The sequence below is a fragment of the Pseudoalteromonas sp. JC28 genome, assembly GCF_013319255.1.
Taxonomy (GTDB): Bacteria; Pseudomonadota; Gammaproteobacteria; order Enterobacterales; family Alteromonadaceae; genus Pseudoalteromonas.
In genome coordinates, this window is the sequence record NZ_QOKX01000001.1 from 171260 (window position 1) to 194956 (window position 23697).

Annotated in this window: 24 protein-coding genes and 1 tRNA gene; 21 read left to right on the forward strand and 4 right to left on the reverse strand. The window is 42.6% G+C overall.

Going from position 1 to position 23697, the window contains the following annotated elements; translation table 11 throughout:
• The first annotated feature begins 2 nt into the window (after window positions 1-2).
• Complete coding sequence (locus DS891_RS00610; RefSeq protein ID WP_227387252.1) at window positions 3-644, forward strand: FlgO family outer membrane protein; 642 nt, start codon at window positions 3-5, stop codon at window positions 642-644.
• Window positions 645-977: 333 nt separating this feature from the next.
• Window positions 978-1052: transfer RNA gene (locus DS891_RS00615), tRNA-Arg, on the forward strand.
• A 108-nt stretch (window positions 1053-1160) separates the two neighbouring features.
• On the opposite strand, the gene DS891_RS00620 is transcribed toward DS891_RS00615, so the two are convergent.
• Window positions 1161-2357, reverse strand: coding sequence for a flagellar assembly protein T N-terminal domain-containing protein (locus DS891_RS00620; RefSeq protein WP_174168526.1), 1197 nt, complete (start codon window positions 2355-2357; stop codon window positions 1161-1163).
• 204 nt (window positions 2358-2561) lie between these two features.
• Here DS891_RS00620 and DS891_RS00625 point away from each other — a divergent pair, with 204 nt between their 5' ends.
• Window positions 2562-3038 (forward strand): LPP20 family lipoprotein, encoded by a 477-nt coding sequence (locus tag DS891_RS00625; protein WP_174168527.1) that lies wholly within the window; start codon window positions 2562-2564, stop codon window positions 3036-3038.
• 74 nt (window positions 3039-3112) lie between these two features.
• Here DS891_RS00625 and flgN read toward each other — a convergent pair whose 3' ends face one another.
• The 3 genes from flgN to flgA form a co-directional block, all read right to left on the reverse strand.
• Window positions 3113-3541 (reverse strand): flagellar protein FlgN, encoded by a 429-nt coding sequence (flgN, locus tag DS891_RS00630; RefSeq protein WP_010606299.1) that lies wholly within the window; start codon window positions 3539-3541, stop codon window positions 3113-3115.
• Window positions 3534-3857, reverse strand: a complete 324-nt coding sequence (flgM, locus tag DS891_RS00635; RefSeq protein WP_010369298.1) for a flagellar biosynthesis anti-sigma factor FlgM — start codon at window positions 3855-3857, stop codon at window positions 3534-3536. Before flgM ends, flgN begins: the two co-directional genes overlap by 8 nt.
• 72 nt (window positions 3858-3929) lie before the next feature.
• A complete protein-coding gene (gene flgA / locus DS891_RS00640) occupies window positions 3930-4637 on the reverse strand; it encodes a flagellar basal body P-ring formation chaperone FlgA (RefSeq protein ID WP_174168528.1) in 708 nt (235 codons plus the stop codon).
• A gap of 140 nt (window positions 4638-4777) precedes the next feature.
• Between flgA and DS891_RS00645 the strand changes: the two genes are divergently transcribed.
• The 18 genes from DS891_RS00645 to fliD all read left to right on the forward strand — a co-directional run bounded on the left by DS891_RS00645 (window position 4778) and on the right by fliD (window position 23692).
• Window positions 4778-5710, forward strand: a complete 933-nt coding sequence (locus tag DS891_RS00645; protein ID WP_010606301.1) for a chemotaxis protein CheV — start codon at window positions 4778-4780, stop codon at window positions 5708-5710.
• A 15-nt stretch (window positions 5711-5725) separates the two neighbouring features.
• A complete protein-coding gene (locus DS891_RS00650) occupies window positions 5726-6559 on the forward strand; it encodes a protein-glutamate O-methyltransferase CheR (protein WP_010369291.1) in 834 nt (277 codons plus the stop codon).
• A 280-nt stretch (window positions 6560-6839) separates the two neighbouring features.
• Window positions 6840-7250: a flagellar basal body rod protein FlgB gene (flgB, locus tag DS891_RS00655; RefSeq protein WP_010369289.1), complete on the forward strand. Its 411-nt coding sequence runs from the start codon at window positions 6840-6842 to the stop codon at window positions 7248-7250.
• 2 nt (window positions 7251-7252) lie between these two features.
• A complete protein-coding gene (gene flgC / locus DS891_RS00660) occupies window positions 7253-7684 on the forward strand; it encodes a flagellar basal body rod protein FlgC (RefSeq protein ID WP_010606302.1) in 432 nt (143 codons plus the stop codon).
• 17 nt (window positions 7685-7701) lie between these two features.
• Window positions 7702-8385 (forward strand): flagellar hook assembly protein FlgD, encoded by a 684-nt coding sequence (locus tag DS891_RS00665; protein ID WP_010369284.1) that lies wholly within the window; start codon window positions 7702-7704, stop codon window positions 8383-8385.
• A gap of 41 nt (window positions 8386-8426) precedes the next feature.
• The gene (gene flgE, locus DS891_RS00670; protein WP_102056455.1) at window positions 8427-9827 is read left to right on the forward strand and encodes a flagellar hook protein FlgE; all 1401 of its coding nucleotides are present in this window, start codon (window positions 8427-8429) and stop codon (window positions 9825-9827) included.
• Between the two features lie 123 nt (window positions 9828-9950).
• On the forward strand, window positions 9951-10715 hold the full coding sequence (locus DS891_RS00675) for a flagellar basal body rod protein FlgF (RefSeq protein ID WP_095728188.1): 765 nt from the start codon (window positions 9951-9953) through the stop codon (window positions 10713-10715).
• A gap of 16 nt (window positions 10716-10731) precedes the next feature.
• A complete protein-coding gene (gene flgG, locus DS891_RS00680) occupies window positions 10732-11520 on the forward strand; it encodes a flagellar basal-body rod protein FlgG (RefSeq protein WP_010606305.1) in 789 nt (262 codons plus the stop codon).
• Between the two features lie 16 nt (window positions 11521-11536).
• On the forward strand, window positions 11537-12220 hold the full coding sequence (gene flgH, locus DS891_RS00685) for a flagellar basal body L-ring protein FlgH (RefSeq protein ID WP_010606306.1): 684 nt from the start codon (window positions 11537-11539) through the stop codon (window positions 12218-12220).
• Window positions 12221-12239: 19 nt separating this feature from the next.
• Window positions 12240-13340 (forward strand): flagellar basal body P-ring protein FlgI, encoded by a 1101-nt coding sequence (locus tag DS891_RS00690; protein ID WP_010606307.1) that lies wholly within the window; start codon window positions 12240-12242, stop codon window positions 13338-13340.
• A gap of 108 nt (window positions 13341-13448) precedes the next feature.
• A complete protein-coding gene (gene flgJ, locus DS891_RS00695) occupies window positions 13449-14423 on the forward strand; it encodes a flagellar assembly peptidoglycan hydrolase FlgJ (protein WP_102056457.1) in 975 nt (324 codons plus the stop codon).
• A gap of 1 nt (window position 14424) precedes the next feature.
• On the forward strand, window positions 14425-16440 hold the full coding sequence (gene flgK / locus DS891_RS00700; RefSeq protein WP_174168529.1) for a flagellar hook-associated protein FlgK: 2016 nt from the start codon (window positions 14425-14427) through the stop codon (window positions 16438-16440).
• A gap of 2 nt (window positions 16441-16442) precedes the next feature.
• Complete coding sequence (gene flgL / locus DS891_RS00705; RefSeq protein WP_174168530.1) at window positions 16443-17678, forward strand: flagellar hook-associated protein FlgL; 1236 nt, start codon at window positions 16443-16445, stop codon at window positions 17676-17678.
• A 316-nt stretch (window positions 17679-17994) separates the two neighbouring features.
• Window positions 17995-19017, forward strand: coding sequence for a flagellin (locus DS891_RS00710; RefSeq protein ID WP_174168531.1), 1023 nt, complete (start codon window positions 17995-17997; stop codon window positions 19015-19017).
• Between the two features lie 504 nt (window positions 19018-19521).
• Window positions 19522-20547: a flagellin gene (locus DS891_RS00715; protein WP_174168532.1), complete on the forward strand. Its 1026-nt coding sequence runs from the start codon at window positions 19522-19524 to the stop codon at window positions 20545-20547.
• Window positions 20548-20711: 164 nt separating this feature from the next.
• The gene (locus tag DS891_RS00720; protein ID WP_174168533.1) at window positions 20712-21734 is read left to right on the forward strand and encodes a flagellin; all 1023 of its coding nucleotides are present in this window, start codon (window positions 20712-20714) and stop codon (window positions 21732-21734) included.
• Between the two features lie 85 nt (window positions 21735-21819).
• Complete coding sequence (locus DS891_RS00725; RefSeq protein WP_174168534.1) at window positions 21820-22233, forward strand: flagellar protein FlaG; 414 nt, start codon at window positions 21820-21822, stop codon at window positions 22231-22233.
• Between the two features lie 31 nt (window positions 22234-22264).
• Window positions 22265-23692 (forward strand): flagellar filament capping protein FliD, encoded by a 1428-nt coding sequence (gene fliD, locus DS891_RS00730; RefSeq protein ID WP_174168535.1) that lies wholly within the window; start codon window positions 22265-22267, stop codon window positions 23690-23692.
• The last annotated feature ends 5 nt before the right edge of the window (window positions 23693-23697 follow it).

Sequence of the window (23697 nt, forward strand, 5' to 3'; positions counted from 1 at the left end):
CGATGATGAAAAATGTAGTGCTATTCGCGACGACACTTGCATTACTCGGTGGCTGCGAAATGACAAAACAAACGGCTTCCGAACCTACAGAAACGCAGCAATCCGACATGGAAATATTATATGCCATGATGGAAGAGCAAGAGCGTAATGAAGGTTCACAAGCCGCGGTATTGCAAGATATTGGCTTCGTTAGCTATCGTCATCGCAAAGAAATTGCTAACTACGCCAGTCAAATTGCGTTGGAACTGTCAGATACTGTATTAGGGCAAAAGCCTGAGTCGATAGCGGTAGCCAGTTTTGTCAACTTTAATGAATCATTAAGGGATACAAACCAGCTAGGAAACCAATTGGCTGAGTCCTTAATGCATCAAATGCAAAAGCTGGGTTATCAAGCGTTAGACTTTAAAGCATTGGGGAAAATTGAAGTGACATCCAGTGGTGACTTGACTTTTTCGCGTAACGCAAGCCGCTTGAAAAACACGCAATCTCCCAGCCATTTGCTCACAGGCACTATGGTTTACCGTCCACGAGGCGTGGAGGTAAATGCAAGATTGTTAGAGTTTAACACCAACTTAGTGATAGCAAGCACGGTGGTGACCATCCCGTATTTTATCCTTGATGATCAGGCAACCGCTGCAAGGTAGTACTTCAAATAGCGGTTTTTAGAAGAAAATACCGTTTAGGTTTTATTAAACGAAGAACTATCCTACTTCTTATTCACACCTCAAGTGAAGTAACTGATAGCGCAGTAGTGGGTCTTAACTGCTGCGTATTCACCTACTGAACCACCTCATTTATTACCGCGAATAAATTGACTATTAATCTTTAAAAGTTCATTAAGATCAGTATACTAAAGTGAAGTCACTGAGATGCAGTACAACAGAGAATCAACAATTCTCGACTTTCATTGGTATTAAGTACCGCAGATCCCGCTAGTGAAGGTCAAAAAAAGCGATCGTTATCTGACTTTAGAGATTGTCCCCATAGTTTAATGGATAAAACAAGGCCCTCCTAAGGCTTAGATGTAGGTTCGATTCCTACTGGGGACGCCATTGGTATCACTTTTGCGTGGAATTACCAAAGTAAATGGGCGGCGGAAGCATGATGTAGAGTGTGTAAAGTCGTCGAAAATCTTGTCTGCGTCATAGGTAGTCTTAACCTTACAGTTCAAACTCATTTTCATTTTCTATTTGAATTTCAACCAAATCATTAATTTGCACATTGTGAAGTGGGCGATTACTGATATTTACCGCAATGGCGTTTTGCGCATTCACCTGGATCACTTGCAGTTTATTAATGGTTTTAATTTGATGCATAAATATTTTACCATCGACATTAGTCAGCGGATTACTATGCGCTACGTTAAGGATCTGGCCATTCTCTAAGCCATGCATGCGGCCCAAATTAATAACGACTTGTTCATCATCGATATGTAGGATTTTGCCGTTGGTTGGTAAGCAGGCTACCGCTGCGTTTAAATCAGTTGCGATTTGTATCAGCGTGGTTTGGATCTCATCAGCATAATCTGTCTGCCAAAAGCGCTCACTGTACACATCAATTAATTTGGTCTTCTTAAACGGCCACACGCCTTGAGTGGCATATTGCTTTTGCCACACCCTTTCATGAGAAAGTGCATCAAACAGCGCAAAGTCTACCTTGAAGCTTCTTAAATATTTATCACTTTGCCAAAATGCGAAGTCGCTATTAAGTTTATCGACACCAGCAATATCAGTAATTTGACTCAGTAATACAAATTGGCTGTTCGTATTTGCCGTAATGGTCTCGATTAGCTGTTCATTATAATCAAACCGCTGGCTGAAAAAGCGGTTAACGTCTATGGTCTGTGCGAAATAGGGAACAGGTTCTAAGCTCAACTTTTGTTCAGACATTGTCTGGTATAGGCGCTCGCTCACCGCTTTATTTATGTCAAAAATTTGACCTAGTGTTGCTTGGTGTTTATTTTTTAACTGACTTTGTGTGACTGCAACCTGTTTGTCGTAAGCACTAGTAGGGCACTGAGCACTCTGTGGGGTAATATCGATATGTAATGTCACCTGCCATGAGTCACCAACTTTTGCTTCAGCAATTACGTTGGCACTTTGGATTTCAGCATTTGAGCGGATCTTAAGTTGATCTTGGGTGAGCACACCATCGGTGACGGTTTGCACACTACTCACCGAAGCGCCAGAAAACAGCAAAGCTTGTGTGATGGCGTCATTTACCGCCTTTCTTTTGGCTTTTTGATGGTCGCCATTTTTAACGTCAGCCATGCCGGTAACTTCAAACCATTCAGCATAAGCTGGATGAACCAAGGTGATACACAACAGTGATAGACTGGTCGCGAATTGCTTTTTCATGTTTAAATGCCCAGATCAAAAACTACTCTTCAACTCAGCAATACCTGTGCCAAATTTTGGCAAGGTTCGTGCATAATCATACATTATGAAAGTTAATTTTATTTCTTGCCAATACTCAATGAAACCACAACAACCCTTGCGAGACCAAGATGTTGGGGAAGTGCTTAATTTTGATTGGTATATATTGTAGCGGAGTGGGGTGAAATGCGTATCACTAATTCTATCAGTTCAGTTGTTATGGTTTGTTCGCTAGCAGGGCTCAGCGGCTGTTCAAGCCTCGTTGATAAGCATATTGAATATGAAACAGTGCAACCGGAAACTTTTCCTGTTTTACGGGCTGTGGGGTACGCTCCTTTGAGTGCTCAGCCGGGTAAAACTGAGGGTGAGAAGCAGCTAATGGCCATTAAAGTGTCAAAATTAGAAGCCTATCGTGAATTGGCTGAGCAACTGTATGGCCAGAATTTGACATCCACTATTACGGTAAAAGGAGCGGTTGCGCAAAACGACGGTCTTAAGAGCCAAGTAAATGGACTTGTTCGTGGGGCTAAGGTGCTGAAAAGTTACGCAGTTGGTGATACTTACGCGACGGAGTTAGAGCTTGATATGAAACGCGTTTATGATTTGTATATTACTCAAGTCAAGCCGCAGAAAATTAAGAAGATATCTTATAGCTTTAAGTAAGCACTCATCACATATCGCTTACTTAATGCGCTTCACTTCGATTGTTCTTCAATACTAAAATACGACAGGCGTGGCTACGCCTTTAGGTTACGTACCAATTCACTATCGCTACTTTTCACGCTGCCATCTTGACCATATGTAATCGAAGTTGGTGCGCCAATTAAGATCCCTTTTAGTTCACGTGTGCTTACATTAGCCTGATGAGCCGTTTTAGCATTGATTTCATTTTTGGTCTGACACTCACTGAGTAGTGCTCGCACTTTAGCAACGAGCGGGGCTACTTCACTGTTTTCAAAGACGTGAGACTCAGTTTTTGACAATTCATTGTCGAGCTTTTGCAGTTTTGAAATGAGAGTTAGCTTTTCACGAGCGATTTCTTTTAAGTTGTCGCCACGCCGAGACGCGAGCTCGTCAAGCTCACGAGCCAGAAGCTGGGTCATCGCTTCTAGCGTCGAGATTTGTTCTGAAAGTTTGTGGTGGCAGAGCCGAACCAAATCATCCATATATTTCGAACTCAAATGCAGCTATGTTTTTGGCTAGTTTTTCCGCGTCAACTTGATACTTGCCTTCTGCAATCGCTTTTTTCAGTTCTTCGACTTTCTTGTCGTCAAAGCCTGATGACTGCTGCGCTTTTTCGTTGACCGTTTTCAGCTGTTGCGCTTGTGGAGTCAGGCTCACTGAATCCGCAGCTGCTTTCGGTGTAGCTGGTGATTTAACTGACGCACTATTAGCATCATTTCTTTGCAATTCAGCCTTCTGTTGCTTAACATTATTAGCAACGGATGTAGACTGATTCTGACCGTTAACTTGATTAACCATGATTGTAGACCCAATAAAATTATACTCTCAGCCTTGTTATCGGCGTTTAATAGTATTACTTTAGCAAATTTTTTATAAATTCACCTCTACTGTTTCCACTTCTATTACTCTAGCACGTAAGGTTTTGCCAGAGCGAGCGTTTTTAATATTAATAAGTTCACCACGGTTGCCATCTTGCTGCGCTTCTCCTTGAGTTTTGATCACAAGCCCACCTGATTTAGCAATAATCGTCACCGTATCGCCTTTGCAGACCATACAAATATGAGCCTGAGTAAAGGCTTGACCTTCTCTGATATTACGTTTGCTTCTACTGCCTATTAGTATCGACTTATCTTCTATATAGGAAACCCTACGAAAACGTTTCGGCTGATACTCTATTTTTACATCGTCATCCTGAATAACACGGCCTTTTTCTAACATGGTCGCGCTAACTAAAATAGGGAAGAGGTGATCGATACGCACGTGGACGTATTGAGTCCAGCTGAGGGTATCGTTGCATCTAATTTGTACTGTCACTTGAGTGTCAAAAGGCGGAGTCATTGCTGTACTATATTGCAACGGCGATTGACAATCCCTTGCTGGAATTCTTGAATCAAGTGGTATAGCAGTTAGTGATAGCTGGCTGTCGGGATCTTGCTCTACATTTGGTTCAACAAATTCTATTGCGCTTTGTACTAAAGTTTTGTTGTCATATTGCTGACAATAACCATAGTCAACGCCTATAAAATAAGCGAACAAACAAAAAAACTGAATGTAATGGGTTTTTTTTAACAAACTCATGATGTTTCGACTATGCTTATGGGGTGAAACAAGGTATAAAGATTCTGCTTTAATAACTGCACCTAATCAAGGGTGGTAAACCATATCAGAGTCGAAGCAAAGATCGTTCCGATTAGCGGTTTATACAGTAGGAGATTGAAATGGCAGGTATTTTAGACTCGGTTAACCAACGTACACAGCTGGTTGGACAAAACCGTCTCGAGCTATTACTTTTTCGACTTCAAGGTCGACAGCGCTTCGGCATTAACGTTTTCAAAGTCCGAGAAGTGCTTCAATGTCCAGCATTGACAAGCATGCCCAAGTCAAACCCTTTGATTCGAGGGGTTGCTCATATTCGAGGCCAAACAATATCCGTAATTGACATGTCACTTGCGGTTGGTGGGCCTCCTATTCAAGATATTCGCAATTGTTTTATTGTAATTGCGGAATACAACCGTTCAGTTCAAGGCTTTTTAGTCAGTGCGGTAGAACGCATTGTGAATATGAACTGGGAAAAAATAATGCCCCCGCCATCTGGGGCAGGCCGTTATTCCTATTTGACAGCGGTTACAGAAATTGAAAACGAGCTAGTTGAAATATTAGACGTAGAAAAGATCCTCAATGAAATTTGCCCGATCAACACAGAAGTCAGTGCTGACATTGTCTCTGATGGTGAAATGCAAAAAGATTTAGGCGAACGTATTGTCTTTATCGCTGATGACTCCGCGGTTGCTCGTAATCAGGTCAAACGTGCATTAGAGCCATTAGGTGTTCAGACTGAGCTTGCGAAGAACGGCAAAGAAGCACTCATCAGGCTTCGTGAAATTGCGGAAATGGACTGTCAAAATAATGTCACTGAGCGAGTAGGGCTATTAATATCTGACGTTGAAATGCCAGAAATGGATGGTTATACGCTAACAGCTGAAATAAAAGCTGATCCAAAATTAGCGCCATTGCATGTGATACTCCATACTTCACTGAGTGGTGTATTTAATCAGGCCATGATTGAGAAGGTTGGCGCTGATGATTTTATTGCTAAGTTTAACCCAGATGAATTAGCTTCAGCGGTTAAAAAATGGGTTCATTGTGATTAAAGCTGGTGGTAGCACTTGGAAAATAAGCATTTAGAGCAAAAAGAGTACGACCAATTTAGAACCTTTTTGGAGCAACAGTGCGGTATTGTACTGGGTGACAATAAATTGTACTTGGTCAAAAGCCGACTCGCTCCTCTGATGGCTCGCTTTGGTGTGGAAACACTATCGTCTTTAGTAGCTAAAACACTCAGTCCCCATGAGCGGCAATTGCGTGCCGCTGTGGTGGATGCGATGACAACGAATGAAACACTTTGGTTTAGGGATACTTATCCGTTCGAGCTAATTAAATCGAAAATCTTACCAGAGTTTAAAGACTTGAGACGTCCAGTTAAGATTTGGTCGGCGGCAAGTTCATCAGGACAAGAGCCATATTCAATTGCGATGTCTGCGAGTGAATATGTGAGTAAAAGCCCAGGCGCGCTGAAAATGGGTGTTCAGATCGTTGGTACAGACATTTCTAACACGATGCTTGATATGTGTAAGAATGCTGAATATGACGCGTTGGCGTTGGCGAGAGGGTTGTCGCCTGAGCGCAGAAAGAAGTTTTTTATGGATAGCGGTAATGGAATGGCTAAGGTAGTTGAACCTATCCGTAAAATGGTCAGCTTTAGGCATTTGAACTTGCTAGATTCTTACGCGTTGATGGGTAAGTTTGATGTTATTTTCTGCCGTAACGTCCTGATCTATTTTTCACCTGAAGTGAAAGCCAAAATCATTTCGCAATTTGCTCAGTCGTTAAACCCGAATGGCTATTTGTTTTTAGGGGCGTCGGAATCGATGGCGGGGTTGAGTGACGACTTTAATATGATCCGTTGTAATCCTGGGATTATCTATCAGAAAAAGACTTAATACTCACATATAGCGGCAGGGATAGTCGCTATAGCTAGTATTTGCAATTTGTAACGTAATTCTAATAACTATCTCCTACCTTTTAGCCTCAAATTGCTTCAGCCAAGTTGTCAATTATTCGAATATTTGCTCTTATTTACGTTACCGACTCAACACTGATTCAAGTTTAATTATTCCAAAAATATAGTTTAATTGTATGAAATTTAAGGGATAAATTTAACCTTAAAACTGGCCTAAAGATTGCTTTGTCATACCTGAGTCAATTTTTTGGAGTCAGATAATGGCAATTAGTTTCGATAAAGCGTTGGGTATACATCAGCATACTATGCTGCTTCGCTCACAACGCGCTGAAATTCTAGCAAGCAATATCGCAAACGCAGACACTCCAGGATACAAAGCTAAAGATATCGACTTTGCTAGTGCTTTGAAAGCGGCAAAGACAATGCAAAGAAGCGGCAATGATATGGTTAGAACAGATGCAAAACACCTCAGTGGTGGTACTAAAATGAGTAACTCATCTGAACTATATCGTTCGCCAAATCAAGCAGATACAGGTGATGGTAACTCAGTAGATATACAAGTGGAACGAAATTTGTATGTACAGAATGCATTAGAGTACCAAGCCAGTTTGCAATTTCTTGGTGGTAAGTTCAGTGGCCTTAAGAAGGCACTCGGCGGACAAGGGGCATAATTATGAGTTTATATAACGTTTTCGATATTGCGGGTTCAGGGATGAGTGCACAGAATGTGCGACTAAATACCACCGCAAGTAATATCTCGAACGCAAACTCAGTGAGTTCTAGTCAAGATAATGTTTATCGCGCTAGACACCCTGTATTTGCCGCTGAACTTTCCAAAGCTTCAGCTTCCCAGAGCAATGTCGCGGGATCGTCAGTTGGAGTAAAAGTATTAGGTGTGGTTGAGAGCGATAAGCCGCTTCAAGTTGAATATAACCCAAACCACCCAAGTGCTGACGCAAATGGCTACATTTATAAACCGAATGTGAATGTGGTAGAGGAGATGGCAAACATGATTTCTGCTTCTCGCTCTTACCAAACCAATGTTCAAGTTGCAGATGCTGCAAAGCAAATGCTTAGTAAAACATTGCAACTAGGCCAGCGCTAAATTGGGAGTAACAGCTGATGAGTAATAATGTAAATGCCACTTCTTCAACGGGTGTAGATTCACTCTACTGGGACAGGCAGAAACAGGCCGAGGAGAAAAAGCCCAGAGATGAGCTATCGCAAGAAGATTTCTTCTCGCTGCTTACTCAACAGCTCTCTTTCCAAGATCCAAGTAAGCCTGCGGACAACGATCAAATGATCGCGCAGATGACAAGTTTTACCATGGCCGAGGGGATCTCAAAGTTAAATGAGAACTTTGACTCGTTAGCTGCATCGATGACTTCTAACTCGGCGCTTCAAGCATCAACGCTGATTGGTAAGAAAGCATTACTCGAATCAACGACGTTAGAACATGGTGACGATGCACTTACAAAAGGTTCTGTGATTGTACAGGAACCAGTTCAGAATCTATCAGTGGGTATCTATGATGAATCTGGAGCGCTTGTAAAGACGCTTGAATTTGGCGAACAAAGTGTGGGCGCTGTGCGATTCGATTGGGATGGTAAAAATAAAGACGGTGAGATGATGCCTCCAGGTGAATACACCATAAAAGCGGAGGGTATGATTGAAGGTGAATATCAAACTTTACCGTCGGCCACATTTAGAAATATAGACAGTGTTAATGTTAATGGTGCTAACGGCATCGTCATTAATACCAAAGAAGGCGCGGTGCGCTTAACTGATATTGCTGAAATAGCATAGTAGTTTTAAAGAATTAACCTTAAGAACTTAGAGGTGAGAGTATGAGTTTCAATATAGCACTGACAGGTATTGCCGCCGCGCAAAAAGACTTGGACGTAACAGCAAATAACATTGCTAACGTGAACACGACGGGTTTTAAAGAGTCTCGCGCAGAATTTGCTGATGTTTACGCGTCTTCGGTTTTTAGCTCTGGCAAAACGAAAAATGGCGATGGTGTACAAACTACCATGGTTGCACAGCAGTTTCACCAAGGATCATTAAAGTTTACGCAAAACTCGCTAGACTTGGCGATTGAGGGCGAAGGCTATTTTGCCATGTCAAATTCTCTTCAATCACAAGATTTCACCTATTCTCGAGCGGGTGCATTTAAGCTCAACAAAGACAACTTCATCGTGAATGCTAAGGGTGATTACTTGCAAGGCTTTCCAGTCGATCCATCTACAGGTGATACCACGTCTTTGAGTTTAAGCACAACATCACCCGTTCAAATTCCAGATGCATCAGGTTCTCCTCGTGCAACATCGCAAATCTATACCTCGTTTAACCTAGATGCGACTGCGCAACCACCTACAATTGCTTTTGATCCTGAGCAACGTGCCTCATATAATTCAAGAACAGCAATAACGGTATATGACTCGTTGGGTGAATCACATACATTGCAGTTATTCTTCAGAAAAACAGCGGATAATGAGTGGTCTACTTACGCAACAATGGACGATAAACCTTTTAACCATAATGCGCAGCAAATTGATCCAGCAGCAACACCACCTGTTCCTTATACGCCAGTTAGTGTGTTCCGTTTCGATGCTAGCGGTATTCCATCACAGACGGCTGCCGATCCTTCAGCTACGCCGCTTGTTTTTAACAACAATACTGGCTCGACATTTAACCCCTTAAGTCTTGCTGGACCTCAAGATGCAGTTGACCCAACTATCGGTATGTCAAACTTGCTTGATAACGGTGCAACTTTTCCGAATGATATTGTTGTTAACTGGCGTGATGAAGCAAATACTGCTCAAAAGCTACCAACGCAATATTCATCGGGTCGATTTGAAGTAAAAGCATTGGAGCAAGACGGTGCGACCGTTGGCCGTTTAGCAGGTATTGATATTGGTACTGATGGTAAAGTTGTGGCTTCATATACTAACGGCGACTCAACGTTCTTAGGGCAAGTCGCGCTAGTACGCTTCCCGAATTCTCAAGGCCTTCAGGCGATTGGTAATACTGAGTGGAAGAAGAGCCTATCTTCTGGTGAACCACTTGCAGGCGAGCCAAACACAGGTACTCTCGGTGGTATTAGTTCATCTGCGTTAGAGCAATCGAACGTCAACCTCACAAACGAGTTAGTTGACCTTATCAGCGCCCAACGTAACTTCCAAGCGAACTCTCGAGCGCTTGAGGTTAACTCAACATTACAACAAAATATATTACAGATCCGATAATATATTATGCCCTCCAAAGGCTGCTACAAAGGCAGCCTTTTTTATGTCCGTCAAAAACATCTCGTCACTTTGGCACTGTGCTTGCATTAACTAGACTAAGTTTGAATTTTATAGGTCATCGTCATGGATAAAATGGTGTATATCGCAATGTCAGGCGCTAAGCAGAGCTTACGCGGTGTGGCACTTAAGGCGAATAACCTTGCTAATGCCAATACGACTGGCTTCAAAGCAGATTTTGCTCAAGCGCGCTCAATGCAGGCGTTTGGTGAAGGGCTACCTACACGGGTTTTTGCTATGCAAGAACGCCCAGGGACCAATATGACCGGTGGCGCAATCGTTGAAACTGGCCGTGAGCTAGATATTGCAGTAGATGATAAATCATGGATCAGTGTTGTTGATGCCTCGGGTGAAGAAGCTTACACCAAAGTCGGCACGCTCAATATTCGTAATGACGGTGCGTTGGTCACAGCTCATGGGCGTCAACTTATTGGCGAAGGTGGACCTATTGTCTTACCTATCCCCGTTGATAAAGTGGTGTTTAGTGACGATGGCTCTATTCAAGTGCGTCCACAAGGCGCTCCTGCTAACTTTCTTGAAGTGGTTGATCGGCTGAAAATTATTGAAGCAGATAATAGTAAGCTGCAAAAAGGCAATGACGGCCTTTATAGACCAAAAGAAGATAAGCTAGAAGATGGGATCTGTGGCTTTTGTGAAATATCACCAACCGCAAAAGTGATGAGTGGCTTCTTAGAGATGTCCAACGTCAATCCCGTTCATGAGATGGTGGATATGATCAACCATCAAAGACAATTTGAAATGCAAATTAAGCTGATGAAAACAGCTGAAGAAATAGATGAGCGACACACTTCGCTCCTACGCATAGTTTAAGAGTGAGGTAGAGATCATGAATCCGGCATTGTGGATAAGTAAAACAGGCTTAGATGCTCAGCAAACTGATATTTCAGTTATTTCGAACAACTTGGCGAACGCCAGTACCGTCGGCTACAAAAAGAGTCGGGCGATATTCGAAGACTTATTATATCAAAACATCAATCAGCCAGGTGGCCGCAGTTCTCAAGATACAGAATTACCGTCTGGTTTGATGCTTGGTGCAGGTGCCAAAGTAGTCGCCAACCAAAAGAACTTTTCTCAAGGTAATATGTTAAGTACCGAAAACTCTTTGGATTGGATGATCCAAGGCCCGGGCTTTTTTGAGATTCAGATGCCAGATGGCACAACTGCGTATTCAAGAAACGGTCAGTTCACGACGGATGAAGAAGGTCGAATTGTTACCTCAGGTGCGGGTTTTCCTGTGTTACCTGAGATGAACGTACCCGACGATGCACAGTCAATTACTATTTCTCAAGATGGTGAAGTATCGGTGCGCGTTGCAGGACAAGCTGAAAACGTTGTTATCGGACAGTTGACGATCAGTGACTTTATTAATCCATCAGGTCTTGAACCGATTGGACAAAACTTGTACACAGAAACTGCGGTAAGTGGTGCACCAGTACAAGGTAATCCAAGCGTTGAAGGGCTAGGTAAGATTGTGCAAGGCGCACTTGAAACGTCAAACGTTAATGTGACCGAAGAGCTTGTAAATCTAATTGAGACACAACGCGTGTATGAGATGAACTCAAAAGTGATTTCAACGGTAGATCAGATGCTGAGCTACATTAATCAACAGCTGTAATTGGGTAGGGGGTATTATGCGTGCATTATATTTAGCCATCGTAACGGTCGCTGCATTATCTGGATGTAGTACAACACAAAATAAAAATGTGGTGCGTGACGATCCGTATTATGCGCCTATCTATCCCGAGGATAATCAAGCCCAAATGGTGGCAACAGGGTCATTATTTAATACGCAGTTTTCCAATGATCTTTATGCTGACAAAAAAGCGTTAAGAGTCGGCGATATTATTACCATCGTACTCAGAGAAACGACTCAGGCGACCAAAGCTGCAAATTCTGAGCTGGATAAATCCAGTGATTCGAGCTTAGACCCTGTGATTGGTCTTGGTGGCAATGCCATTAATATCGGAAAAGAAGCAATACAGTTTGGTGCTAAATCCAGTTCTTCTTTCTCTGGTGATTCGAAGTCTAATCAGTCAAATAGCTTATTCGGGAATATATCGGTCAATGTAACCCGAGTATTGCCTAACGGTAATTTAGTGATCCGCGGTGAAAAGTGGTTAACCCTCAATACTGGCGAGGAATTTATTCGCTTAGAAGGGTTGGTAAGACCTCAGGATGTGACCGCAGATAACACTGTTGAGTCTAATCGAGTGGCAAATGCCAGAATTCAATATTCAGGTAAGGGTGACCAACAAGAAGTGCAAAGTGCAGGTTGGTTAACGAGTTTCTTTATGAGCGCGCTGATGCCGTTTTAAGGTGCTGAAAATGAACAATATGCTTAAGAATATTTTGCTTATCGGTGCGGCCATTACATTGGTTGGTTTTTCTTCTTTGGCTTCTGCTGAGCGAGTTAAAGACGTCAGTATGGTTGAAGGTGTTCGTTCAAACCAACTGGTTGGCTACGGCCTAGTTGTGGGCTTGCCTGGTACCGGTGAGCAAACCAGATTTACCGAGCAAAGCTTTAAAGCGATGTTGAATAGCTTTGGGATCACGATGCCCGCAAGCTTAAAGCCAAAAATTAAAAATGTTGCGGCTGTTGCGGTTCACGCAGATCTGCCACCTTTTGTTAAGCCCGGCCAAACCATTGACGTTACCGTTTCATCTATTGGTAGTGCTGGTAGTTTACGAGGCGGTACTTTACTTCAGACCTTTCTAAAAGGGGTTGATGGTAACGTATATGCAATTGCGCAAGGTAGCTTGATTGTCGGTGGTTTGGGCGCTGATGGTGCCGACGGGAGTCGAGTTGTGATCAACACCCCGACAGTAGGGCGTGTGGCAAATGGCGCGACAGTGGAGCGAGCAGTACCAAGTCCGTTTACTCAGGGTGATTACATTACCTTTAACTTGAATAGACCGGATTTTACTACCGCAAAGCGCTTGGCCGACACTATCAATGGTCTTGTTGGACCAAACAGTGCTAAACCTATGGATGCAGCTTCAGTTCGAGTAATTGCACCAAGAGATCCGTCTCAGCGCGTTGCGTATTTATCTACGCTAGAGAATCTTGAATTCAAACCAGCGGATACCGCTGCGAAGATCATCGTTAACTCGCGCACTGGCACTATCGTTATCGGCAAAAATGTCAAGTTGCAGCCTGCGGCAATTACTCATGGCGGCCTTACCGTAACAATTGCTGAGCAGCAAAATGTGTCACAACCTAATGCGCTGGCGAATGGCGAAACAACAGTGACGCAGCAAAGCATTATCGACGTAAATCAGGATGACTCTCGAGCGTTTGTGTTTGACCCAGGCGTGAGTCTTGATGACTTGGTTAGGGCAATTAACCAGGTTGGCGCAGCACCTGGCGATTTAATGGCGATCCTTGAAGCGCTAAAAGAAGCAGGCGCGATAAATGGTCAATTAGTCGTCATTTGATGTTCCATTATTAATCAACTAGTTAGCCCCGCAATTGTGGGGCTTTTTTTTGGCTCGGATTTTGCATTTCTATTTGTATAGTTATTAACGTCAAACAGTGCTGAGTGTATGAACACCGACCAATTGAAAAATCAAAGCTTTTTTGACCTAGGAAACCTTGATTCGATCCGTAAAGAGGCGCTGAAAGGTGCTGGCGATCAAGGTGCCTCAGATCAGGCATTGAAGAAGGCGGCACAACAGTTTGAGTCTATCTTTACGCAAATGTTGTTACAAAGCATGCGTAAAGCGAATGAGGCGCTAGAGGATAAAGACAGTCCATTTAACTCTAGTGGTGTCAAATTTTTTGAAGAAATGCATGATCAGCAACTTTCGATGCACTTATCTGAGCAGGGCAGCTTAGGACTGGCAGATCTGATTGTGCAGCAGTTGTCTCCTAACTCTGAAAAGTATAAGCCTGCATCAGTAATGAGAGCTGACGGCGATATTTCCTTTAAAAAGCAGGCGACAGCGAGTGAGAGTGTGAATAAACCCGAACCGCAGGTTGTCAATGTAAAGGCAGATGCCTCAAGCGATGAACAAACAGGCTTTGGTTCTCCTGAGGAATTCGTCGATAGAATTTGGGAATACGCTCAAACAGCGGCGAAAAAGTTGGGCTTGAACCCTGCGGTAATGGTTGCACAAGCTGCACTGGAAACCGGTTGGGGTAAACACATCATCAGCAAAAAGGATGGTAGTAGCAGTTTTAATCTATTCAATATTAAAGCGGATAGCCGCTGGAGTGGTGAAAGCGCCAGAAAATCGACACTTGAATTTGAGCAAGGGTTACCGGTGCAAAAGCAAGCCGATTTCCGTGCTTATAAGTCGCTTGAACAAAGCTTTGACGATTATGTCAGTTTCCTAAAAGGTAATCCGAGATACGAGCAAGCCTTAAATAAGGCTGGTGATAGTCACGCCTATTTAAGTGAACTTCAAAATGCAGGCTATGCGACCGATCCGAATTATGCCAACAAAATTAAGTCAGTTTTAAAGCGTATTGATGTATCCGATTTCTTATCCGGTGCGCTAACAAAGGGAGTCAGATGAGATGTCATTTGATCTATTAAATATTGGTGCAGCAGGGGTTAGGGCTAACTCCGAGTTACTACAAACCACCAGTAAAAACATTGCTAACCTAAATACCAAAGGGTATATCCGTGAACGGACTGAGCACGGAACGATGATAGGTGGCATGGTTGGTCGTGGTGAAACCGTGCGTTTGCTCAACCAATTTGCGCAGCAGCAATTAAATCGTGATATTTCTAATCAGTCTTACTACGAGCAGTTTGTCACTGAGGCAAGCCGTGTTGATACGTTGTTTGCACAAGACTCAAACAGTCTGAGCAAAAGCATCAACTCGATGTTTAACAATTTACAAAGCGCGATTAACTTACCTTCATCGACAACTAACCGCTCTTTATTTATGACGGGCGCTCAAGGCCTTGTTGATCAAATGGATAGACTGTCAGGTATTGTTGTTGATCAAAACAGTATTGTGAACGAGCAATTGGATATTTTCTCAGAAGAAGCCAATAACCTTGTGCAAAAAATCAGCGAATTAAATAAACAAGTAGCGAGTAAATCAGCACTCAATCTGAACAATGTCGATCACAGTGTACTTAACGAGCGAGATCAAGCTATCAAGGAGCTCGCTGAACTTGTAGATATAGAAACACTCGATGGTGAAAATGGCGAGAAGCTCGTATTTTTAGGCACTGGGGATGCACTTGTGATGCAAGGTGGAGCCTTCAATTTATTCGCGATGAAAGGCAATCCAGATCCTAATCATAAAGAACTAATCCTAGACATTAAAGATAAAAATGTTGTGCAACTCGAGTTAGATAGCGGCAGCTTGAAAGGCAAAATCGGCGGGTTACTGGCGTTTAGAGATGAAGTGTTGATCCCGGCACAAAACCAACTAGGCCAAATTGGCCTCGCATTGGCAGATGCTTTTAATCAGCAAAATAGATTGGGAATGGACTTAGATGGCAATATAGGTGGAGATATATTTAAAATACCCACCGTGGGTGGCTTTGCTTACAGCGAAAATACAGGCACCGCAGCGCTTACGGCAACACTTGAGCCTGAGCGCGGCAATGAGTTGCCAGCTACCGATTTTCAAGTTACTTATACCAGTGCAACAACCGTTGAAATAACAGCTGTAGATGCCAAAGGCAATCCTATCGGTACGCCGACGACTGGTAATATTGCAGGTGGAGTCATCACGGGAACCGGCGATTATTTTGGCTTACAGATGAACGTAACTGGTAGTGGTGCAACAGGCGATAGATTTCTTGTGAAATTAAACCAACAGGCTGCAACTGGGTTGGAGCTTGCAACTCAAAGACCAGAAGCTCTCGCATTAGCGTCACCAATTCGTACAGAAAAATCAGCAGACAATAATGGTACGGCGACCATCTCAGCTGGAGTCGTCACTGATACCGATCCCGCGACCAGTGCATTTACTGCGGGAACGCCGCCAACGTTGAATGATGGTCCTTATACTTTGACTAAAACAGCCAATGCTAACGAATATACGTTGACCAGTAATTCAGGTACAACGCATACCTTTACGGCTCCAGCGGATGGTAAAGATATTCTGTCTGGAGTGGGAGGAGCAGCACCTGCGCCTTTTGATAACCTTGGCTTCACTTTCGATATTGAGGGTACACCGAATACTGGTGATAGTTTTGAGATCAGCTTTAACACCGGTGGCTTTGATGATAACCGTAATGGTGCAGCGCTCGATGGTCTGAAATCATCGGATTTAGTTAGACAAAATGTAGAGCCTACAGGTAGTACCGAAAGCCATAAAACCTTTAATGAAGCATATGCCGATATTGTCACTGGTGTAGGGGTTATCACCAATCAAGCGAAAACCAATGGCGCGGCATTTGAAGCGCTGGCTAATCAGTCGAGTGCATGGTTTGAGTCTCTATCGGGTGTAAACCTAGATGAAGAGGCGGCCAACTTGTTACGTTTTCAACAGTCTTACTCTGCTTCGGCGCAAGTCATTTCAGCAGCAAGAACCGTGTTCGATACCTTATTAAGTGCAGCGAGGTAATTATGCGTTTATCTCAAAATCAAATTTTTAATTCTAATCTCAATTCTATTTTGCGTAATCAGCAGGACGTGAATAAAGCAACACAGCAGCTGAACACGCAAAAGCGGGTACTGAGCGCTTCTGATGATGCTTCAGCGACTGCTAGAGCCATGCTTTTTGACGACCGGATCCAAGCAAACGATCAGTTTACTAAGAACCTGACAATGTTGTCTTCGAGATTAGATACTCAAGAGTCAGTACTAGAAAATATTAAAACGGCCATCGATAGTGCTTATACCAAGTCGATACAGGCAGGTAATGGTGGGCTATCCGATGTTGACCGCCAAGCAATCGCTGATGAGTTGGAGTCAATCCAAGATACTATTTTGGATTTAATGAACTCAAAAAGTGAGGATGGTAAGTTTATATTTTCCGGCTACCAAGATAATACTCAAACCTACAGCTTTGATTCTGCCACTGGAAAGTACGTATATAACGGTGACCAAGGACAGCATAAAATAAAAGTTTCTGAAGGGGTTGAAATACGCTCAAGTGATAACGGTTTTGATGTATTTGAAAGTGCAGAGAAGCGACTGAATATTACGTCAAATACAGGTGTGGTTTCTGGTGGAATTACTTCTGCATCGGTTTATGTAGATGAGCAAGCTGTGTTTGATAAGTTTCATAAAGCGAATTACAACGCGGATCCAAGTGCGCCTGCAGGTGCAAACACCTTTGACTTAGTGGTGACAGCGGGTACGCCAAATACTTATCAGCTTGAGCAGGGAGGTACAGTTATTTCAACCGGTACTGCAGAAAGCGGAACTATTAAAGTCGCTGGTATGGAGTTTGACTTCGCTGGTGCTGCACCAGGCCAAATAAGCTTTGATTTAGAAAAGCCCCAGAAGGAAAACATTCTAAATACATTAGAATCTATGATTACGTCATTGAGAGACCCCAGTATTACAGGTGACGATTACAAACAGGTACTTGCAGATGGGTTGACCGGGTTAGAAAACGCTAAGATTAAAGTATCACAAGGTCAAGCTGGGCTCGGTGGTAGGCTAAATGCGGCAAAGCTGGTTAAAGATTCAAATTCAGATTTAGATATCGATAACAAAGCAAACAAGGCTTCTCTTTTAGAGGTTGATTTCTACTCCGCTATCTCAGAGCTGACTAAGCATGAAACGGCGCTTCAAGCTTCACAAGCAACATTTGGTCGGTTAACTAATCTTACACTACTAGACTATATTCGCTAAAAAGTGGCCTTTACTGGCCATTTTTCTTTTAAAGCCACTAAACTTCAATTTCCCTTTTAAACGATTGAAATATAGTCGGTTTAAGGTCAGAGCTATTTTCTCGCCATCATATGTCAAAACGTTGTCACTCCTTCTTTATTACGAGATAAAGTGCCTAGTAATCAAAGTAATAAACTTTTTTTTTAAAAAATACTAAAGGAAATTTTTTGCCGACCGATAACTTAATTAACCAAGCCGGAGAGTGAAAAACATTCAAAGGCTGGAAAAGAATCTAAGTTTGAGAGTGAAAGACTCGATTTAAAGTGGGAGAACCATCATGGCACTTTATGTAAATACTAACGTAAGTTCATTGAACGCACAAAGACAATTAATGAATTCTGGTAACTCACTAGATACATCATTCAAGCGTCTATCTTCAGGCCTTCGTATCAACAGCGCTGCTGATGACGCTGCAGGCCTTCAAATTTCTGACCGTTTGAACTCACAAATTAACGGTCTCGATCAAGGCAATAGAAATGCAAACGACGGTATTTCTTTGGCACAAACCGCTGAAGGTGCAATGGAAGAGGTGACGTCGATGTTCCAACGTGTTCGTACGCTTGCACAACAAGCTGCGAATGGCTCAAATACCGATGAAGATCGCTTAGCACTACAAGAAGAGATTCATCAATTAATGGATGAAGTTAATCGTGTTGCTTCAGATACAACGTTTGGTGGAACAAACTTGCTAGATGGCTCATACGCTGCAAGCTTCCAAGTGGGTGCTGATGCAGCTCAAACCATCGATTTCAGTATGAAAACAGTCGGAGGTACGGCCAATACTTTAACAGCAAATGGTGGCTTTACATTATCGGGTATTGCAGGTGTTGCCTCCGCAGTGGGAAGCAGAGCTTTAGTGGGAGCAGCGTCGACTGCAGCTGCAGCAGGTTATGTTGACGCGGATGGGATTACAAAACTAAACGATTTAGCAGCAGCTGCTGGGGATACAGCATTTACGGCGTCGACAGCAACTTTTGCAACCGTATTCACTGAAACGGGCATATCTGTGTCAACGCAATATAATGCACAGCTAGTAATGGCCGGAATGGATGCGCTTATAGCTGTAGTGGATAAAAAGCGCTCTGAATTAGGTGCGGTTCAAAACCGTTTCCAATCAACGATTCGTAACCAGTCTAATATTTCCGAGAATTTATCGGCTGCGAACTCTCGTATTAAGGACGCTGACTTTGCTAAAGAAACCGCTAGCTTAACCAAAATGCAGATCCTTCAACAGGCTAGCCAAACAATCCTAAGCCAGGCTAACCAACGTCCTCAGGCTGCTTTAAGTCTTCTAGGATAACAGTTGGAAAGTAAAGGTGCCTAAGCCGAATGGGGTATTTGCTTAGGCACCTAATTGGATGATAAAGCGGAGGTGCTTAAATCCAATAGCGTTCATTAAAACAATGAACACGTTAATCAAAGCATTAAGTATGCCAACTTTATGCTAGAAAAATGACACTCACTCTCAAATTTATCTAAAGAGGCCAACTGGCCTCTTTTTATTTCCCTACACTTTGAGCTGAAGCCTCTCCATCCATCAAAAAAGCCGCGGCTAGATGCCGAAATGCTAGTTAGTCGTTCCTCGATAAACAAAGTATTTAATACCTATTTTTAAGTTTCCTGTTTTATTTAATCATAGCTTTGGGTTTTTGGCCTGCTATTTGCTTATTACTAGTTACAGTAAATTCTGGCGTCAAAGTGGCAATTGGTTGCCTTAGTTGGTTAAATACCCGATGCATAAGTGCCGCTTTGTCATTTAGCTATCTATTAATTAGATAATGATTTGACAAAAAGAGAGTGAGTTATGTCTTTATATGTAAATACCAATGTGAGTTCCTTGAATGCCCAGAGAAATTTAATGAACTCCGGAAATGAGTTGGATACGTCTTTCAAGCGTTTATCTTCAGGTCTTCGGATTAACAGTGCTGCAGACGATGCTGCTGGTCTACAAATTTCTGATCGTTTGCAATCCCAAATACTAGGGCTAGGCCAAGGTAACCGAAATGCTAACGATGGTATCTCTTTAGCTCAAACAGCCGAAGGGGCAATGGAGGAAATGACGAGCATGATGCAAAGAGTGAGAACTCTTTCTCAGCAAGCTGCAAATGGCTCTAATACAGATGAAGATAGAATAGCGCTTCAAGAAGAAATTCGTCAATTAATGGATGAGTTAAATCGGGTGGCATCAGACACCACATTTGGTGGTACAAATTTGCTAGATGGATCTTATGCAGCTAGTTTTCAAGTTGGTGCTGATGCAGCTCAAACAATTGGTTTTAGTATGCAAACTGTGGGAAGTTCTGCGAATTCACTAACTGCAAACGGTGGTTTTACATTATCGGGTATTGCAGGTGTTGCATCTTCAGTGGGTACAAGGGCTCTGGTGGGAGCTGCAACGACTGCAGTAGGAGCAGGTTATATTGATGCGGATGGAATTACCAAGCTAAATGAGCTTGCCGCAGCCGCTGGTGATACTGCGTTTACAGCATCGACTGCAACATTTGCGACAATATTTACGGAAACAGGAATATCAGTATCGACGCAATATAATGCCCAGTTAGTGATGGCTGGTATGGATGCATTGATTGCTGTGGTAGATAAGAAACGTTCTGAGCTAGGTGCAGTTCAAAACCGCTTTCAATCTACTATTCGAAATCAAGCGAACGTTTCAGAGAATTTGTCAGCCGCAAAATCTCGAATTAAAGATGCTGATTTTGCTTTAGAAACCGCAAAGTTAACTAAGAACCAAATTTTACAACAAGCTAGCCAAACCATTTTAGGTCAAGCCAATCAAAGACCCCAGGCAGCATTAAGCCTATTACAAGGCTAAAGTTTATAAAAATAGTTAAATAAAATTACTAATTTTGCTAAAGCTTTCGCTCAATATGACGATAACTGATTTAGAGCACTATAAGTCTAGTGCTCTAAATCAGCTAAGTCGCAGGGTAGGGGTATCCCGCGGTTTAGCTCAGAAACTGAAAAGCGGAGGCTATAATGGCTTTATATGTAAATACTAATGTGAGTTCACTGAACGCACAAAGACAATTAATGAACTCTGGTAACACACTAGATACTTCGTTTAAGCGCTTGTCATCAGGTTTGCGCATTAATAGTGCGAAAGATGATGCGGCAGGTATGCAAATCGCAAACCGTCTCACTAGTCAAGTGAATGGTCTTGATCAAGGTATCAGGAATGCTAACGACGGGATTTCTTTAGCACAGACCGCTGAAGGTGCGATGGAAGAAGTAACATCTATGTTCCAACGGGTCCGCACGCTTGCGCAACAAGCTTCCAATGGCTCAAACACTGATGAAGATCGCTTAGCACTTCAAGAAGAAATTCATCAATTAATGGATGAGGTCAACAGGGTTGCATCAGATACTTCGTTTGGTGGCACAAATTTGTTAGATGGCTCTTACGGAGCAAGCTTTCAAGTAGGTGCAGAGGCTGCCCAGACGATTGATTTTAGTATGAAAACCGTTGGAGCCACAACGAATACGTTGACTGCCAATGGTGGATTTACACTATCTGGGATAGCAGGTATTGCGTCTGCAGTTGGTAGTCGTGCTTTGGTCGGTGCTGCGTCGACTGCAGCAGCTGCTGGTTATGTTGATGCTGATGGGATCACGAAGTTAAATGAGCTAGCTGCGGCTGCTGGTGACACGGCATTTACAGCTTCTACAGCAACATTTGCAACGACGTTTACTGAAACAGGGATATCGGTATCGACTCAATATAACGCTCAACTCGTAATGGCGGGTATGGATGCATTAATTGCTGTTGTTGACAAGAAACGTTCAGAATTAGGTGCGGTGCAGAACCGCTTTCAGTCGACAATACGAAATCAGTCTAATATTTCAGAAAACTTGTCGGCTGCTCGCTCTAGGGTTCAAGATACTGATTTTGCTAAAGAAACTGCGAGCTTAACAAAGGCGCAAATACTTCAGCAAGCAAGCCAATCAATCTTAAGCCAAGCAAACCAGCGTCCTCAGGTCGCCCTTTCTCTCTTAGGGTAATCTACCAGGTTTACAAGTCACTTTAAGAGATATTTTTCTTAAAGTGGCTTAAACTATATTAAAGAGGAAAATAGGAGTTGTAATAATGATTGATATGAATTCAACTCAACGACCTGCTGAAACCCTTTCTTCAGACGGCAGTACCTTAAAGCCTAGGCAGCTAAGCAATAAAGAGTTGAAAGACTCTGAATTGATGGCGAAAGAGCCAATAGCCGGTAATGTCGAGAGTGGGATAAAGCTCAAGAGCAAGTTAGATTTAGTAAATGAAGTTAAACAGAACTTGGAAAAGCTAAATGAATATCTTCCAGTTACGTCAACTAATTTAGTCTTTGAGTTTGATGAGCAAGGGGAGCCACCTATTATTAAGGTCTTTGATAAAGAAAGCGAAGAAGTGATTCGAGAAATTCCCACTGAGGAGTTTAGAGAAGTTGCTAAAGCTTTAGAAGAGTTTGCCGATAAGTTGTCTAGTAAAGGCTTTTTGTTCAACAAAACAGCGTGACAGAAAGTTGTAAGGTATTGAGGAGTTAATCATGCCATCGATCACATCTGCAGGTGTAGGCTCAGGTCTAAATCTAGAGTCAATAATACAAGCTTCAATTGATGCGGAAAACAGACCTAAAATGCTTAGGTTTGCGGAAAAGCAGGAATCGTTAAAAGTTGAGTTATCATCAATTGGCGAAGTGAAATCAGCTGTATCAAAACTGAACGATATTATTGAAAAGCTTGCGGACAAAGATAATTTTGGTAAACGGGTGGCTAATATCCGCCAGCCGAATGGAGCTGACATAATTAGTGTTACTCCCACTTCAGATATCTCTACAGGTAACTTTAACATTACGGTGCAACAGCTGGCTCAAGGAAGTAGAGCTGTTTCTGCAGATGGTGCTTTTTCGTCTGCTGATGCGGTTGTTAGTGCAAGTGGTGGAACTTTGTCTTTTGCGGCAGGGCCAGATAAAACGTTCGATCTAGGTGTAACAGCTGGAATGACGCTATCGGAGTTGCGTGATGCAATAAATTCTTCAAAGGATAATTTTGGTGTAACTGCAAATATAATAAACACTGGAGACCCCCAGGTCGGTTCTAAACTTGTTCTAACGTCGAACGTAACAGGTGCTGATAACGACCTCGTCATCACGAGTGATACTGCAGAATTAGATGCAATTGAGACTTACGATGAAACACTAAACCCAAGTGGTGGTATGGTTATAGCTGATAACGATAAAGCACAAGATGCAATAATTACAGTGGACGGGCTTAGCGTAAATAGTGACACAAATACCTTCAAAGATGCTGTTCAAGATATGACTATCAAGGCACTAGAAGTAAGCCCTGAAGACTCATCCGGAACAAAGCTGTCCGCAAAACTTAATATAGACTATGATCGGGAATCAGTGACTGCGCTAATCGACGAATTTATTGCCAGCTATAACAATCTAGTTGGAATGATTGGACTTCAAACTCGAGCGAACAAACCGTTAAACGGTGATGCGTCCATGCGTGCATTAAGCGACCAGCTAATATCAACACTTGGCACTGAGTTAACTGACGCTGGGCCGTTTGAATCTATTTTTGATATAGGAATCGGCGTTAAAAAAGACTCGTACTTAGAAAAGTCGTCACTTGTCAGAAGTTTGAACGAGGCAATGGATGAAAATTTTGATGATATTGGCGCGGCATTTGCAGGAGAAAATGGTGTAGCCAAAAAACTTGAAGCGCTGCTTGGAAATTATATCGATACAGGTGGCATATTGAAAGTGAGAGAAACATCATTAACTACGCAGCTTGATGATTTGGAAGATGATGTTATCGATCATAAAGCACGGATGAAAGATTATGAGGATGGTCTACGTCAGCAGTATGCTGGATTAGATGTTTTGCTCGCTCAAATGAAGTCTACTCAATCCTATTTGGGGGCTCAACTAGCAAGCCTTCCGGGTTTTGTAAAATCAGGTTCTTAAGAGTA

Excerpts from the sequence above, each read along its gene's own strand:
- DS891_RS00725 (WP_174168534.1), top strand. The coding sequence starts at position 21,820 with ATGATTGATATGAATTCAACTCAACGACCTGCTGAAACCCTTTCTTCA.
- DS891_RS00620 (WP_174168526.1), bottom strand. The coding sequence starts at position 2,357 with ATGAAAAAGCAATTCGCGACCAGTCTATCACTGTTGTGTATCACCTTG.
- flgJ (WP_102056457.1), top strand. The coding sequence starts at position 13,449 with ATGAACACCGACCAATTGAAAAATCAAAGCTTTTTTGACCTAGGAAAC.
- flgE (WP_102056455.1), top strand. The coding sequence starts at position 8,427 with ATGAGTTTCAATATAGCACTGACAGGTATTGCCGCCGCGCAAAAAGAC.
- DS891_RS00625 (WP_174168527.1), top strand. The coding sequence starts at position 2,562 with ATGCGTATCACTAATTCTATCAGTTCAGTTGTTATGGTTTGTTCGCTA.
- flgC (WP_010606302.1), top strand. The coding sequence starts at position 7,253 with ATGAGTTTATATAACGTTTTCGATATTGCGGGTTCAGGGATGAGTGCA.
- flgM (WP_010369298.1), bottom strand. The coding sequence starts at position 3,857 with ATGGTTAATCAAGTTAACGGTCAGAATCAGTCTACATCCGTTGCTAAT.
- flgN (WP_010606299.1), bottom strand. The coding sequence starts at position 3,541 with ATGGATGATTTGGTTCGGCTCTGCCACCACAAACTTTCAGAACAAATC.
- flgK (WP_174168529.1), top strand. The coding sequence starts at position 14,425 with ATGTCATTTGATCTATTAAATATTGGTGCAGCAGGGGTTAGGGCTAAC.
- DS891_RS00675 (WP_095728188.1), top strand. The coding sequence starts at position 9,951 with ATGGATAAAATGGTGTATATCGCAATGTCAGGCGCTAAGCAGAGCTTA.
- DS891_RS00645 (WP_010606301.1), top strand. The coding sequence starts at position 4,778 with ATGGCAGGTATTTTAGACTCGGTTAACCAACGTACACAGCTGGTTGGA.
- flgB (WP_010369289.1), top strand. The coding sequence starts at position 6,840 with ATGGCAATTAGTTTCGATAAAGCGTTGGGTATACATCAGCATACTATG.
- fliD (WP_174168535.1), top strand. The coding sequence starts at position 22,265 with ATGCCATCGATCACATCTGCAGGTGTAGGCTCAGGTCTAAATCTAGAG.
- DS891_RS00710 (WP_174168531.1), top strand. The coding sequence starts at position 17,995 with ATGGCACTTTATGTAAATACTAACGTAAGTTCATTGAACGCACAAAGA.
- DS891_RS00720 (WP_174168533.1), top strand. The coding sequence starts at position 20,712 with ATGGCTTTATATGTAAATACTAATGTGAGTTCACTGAACGCACAAAGA.
- DS891_RS00610 (WP_227387252.1), top strand. The coding sequence starts at position 3 with ATGATGAAAAATGTAGTGCTATTCGCGACGACACTTGCATTACTCGGT.
- DS891_RS00665 (WP_010369284.1), top strand. The coding sequence starts at position 7,702 with ATGAGTAATAATGTAAATGCCACTTCTTCAACGGGTGTAGATTCACTC.
- flgA (WP_174168528.1), bottom strand. The coding sequence starts at position 4,637 with ATGAGTTTGTTAAAAAAAACCCATTACATTCAGTTTTTTTGTTTGTTC.
- flgL (WP_174168530.1), top strand. The coding sequence starts at position 16,443 with ATGCGTTTATCTCAAAATCAAATTTTTAATTCTAATCTCAATTCTATT.
- DS891_RS00690 (WP_010606307.1), top strand. The coding sequence starts at position 12,240 with ATGCTTAAGAATATTTTGCTTATCGGTGCGGCCATTACATTGGTTGGT.
- DS891_RS00715 (WP_174168532.1), top strand. The coding sequence starts at position 19,522 with ATGTCTTTATATGTAAATACCAATGTGAGTTCCTTGAATGCCCAGAGA.
- flgH (WP_010606306.1), top strand. The coding sequence starts at position 11,537 with ATGCGTGCATTATATTTAGCCATCGTAACGGTCGCTGCATTATCTGGA.
- flgG (WP_010606305.1), top strand. The coding sequence starts at position 10,732 with ATGAATCCGGCATTGTGGATAAGTAAAACAGGCTTAGATGCTCAGCAA.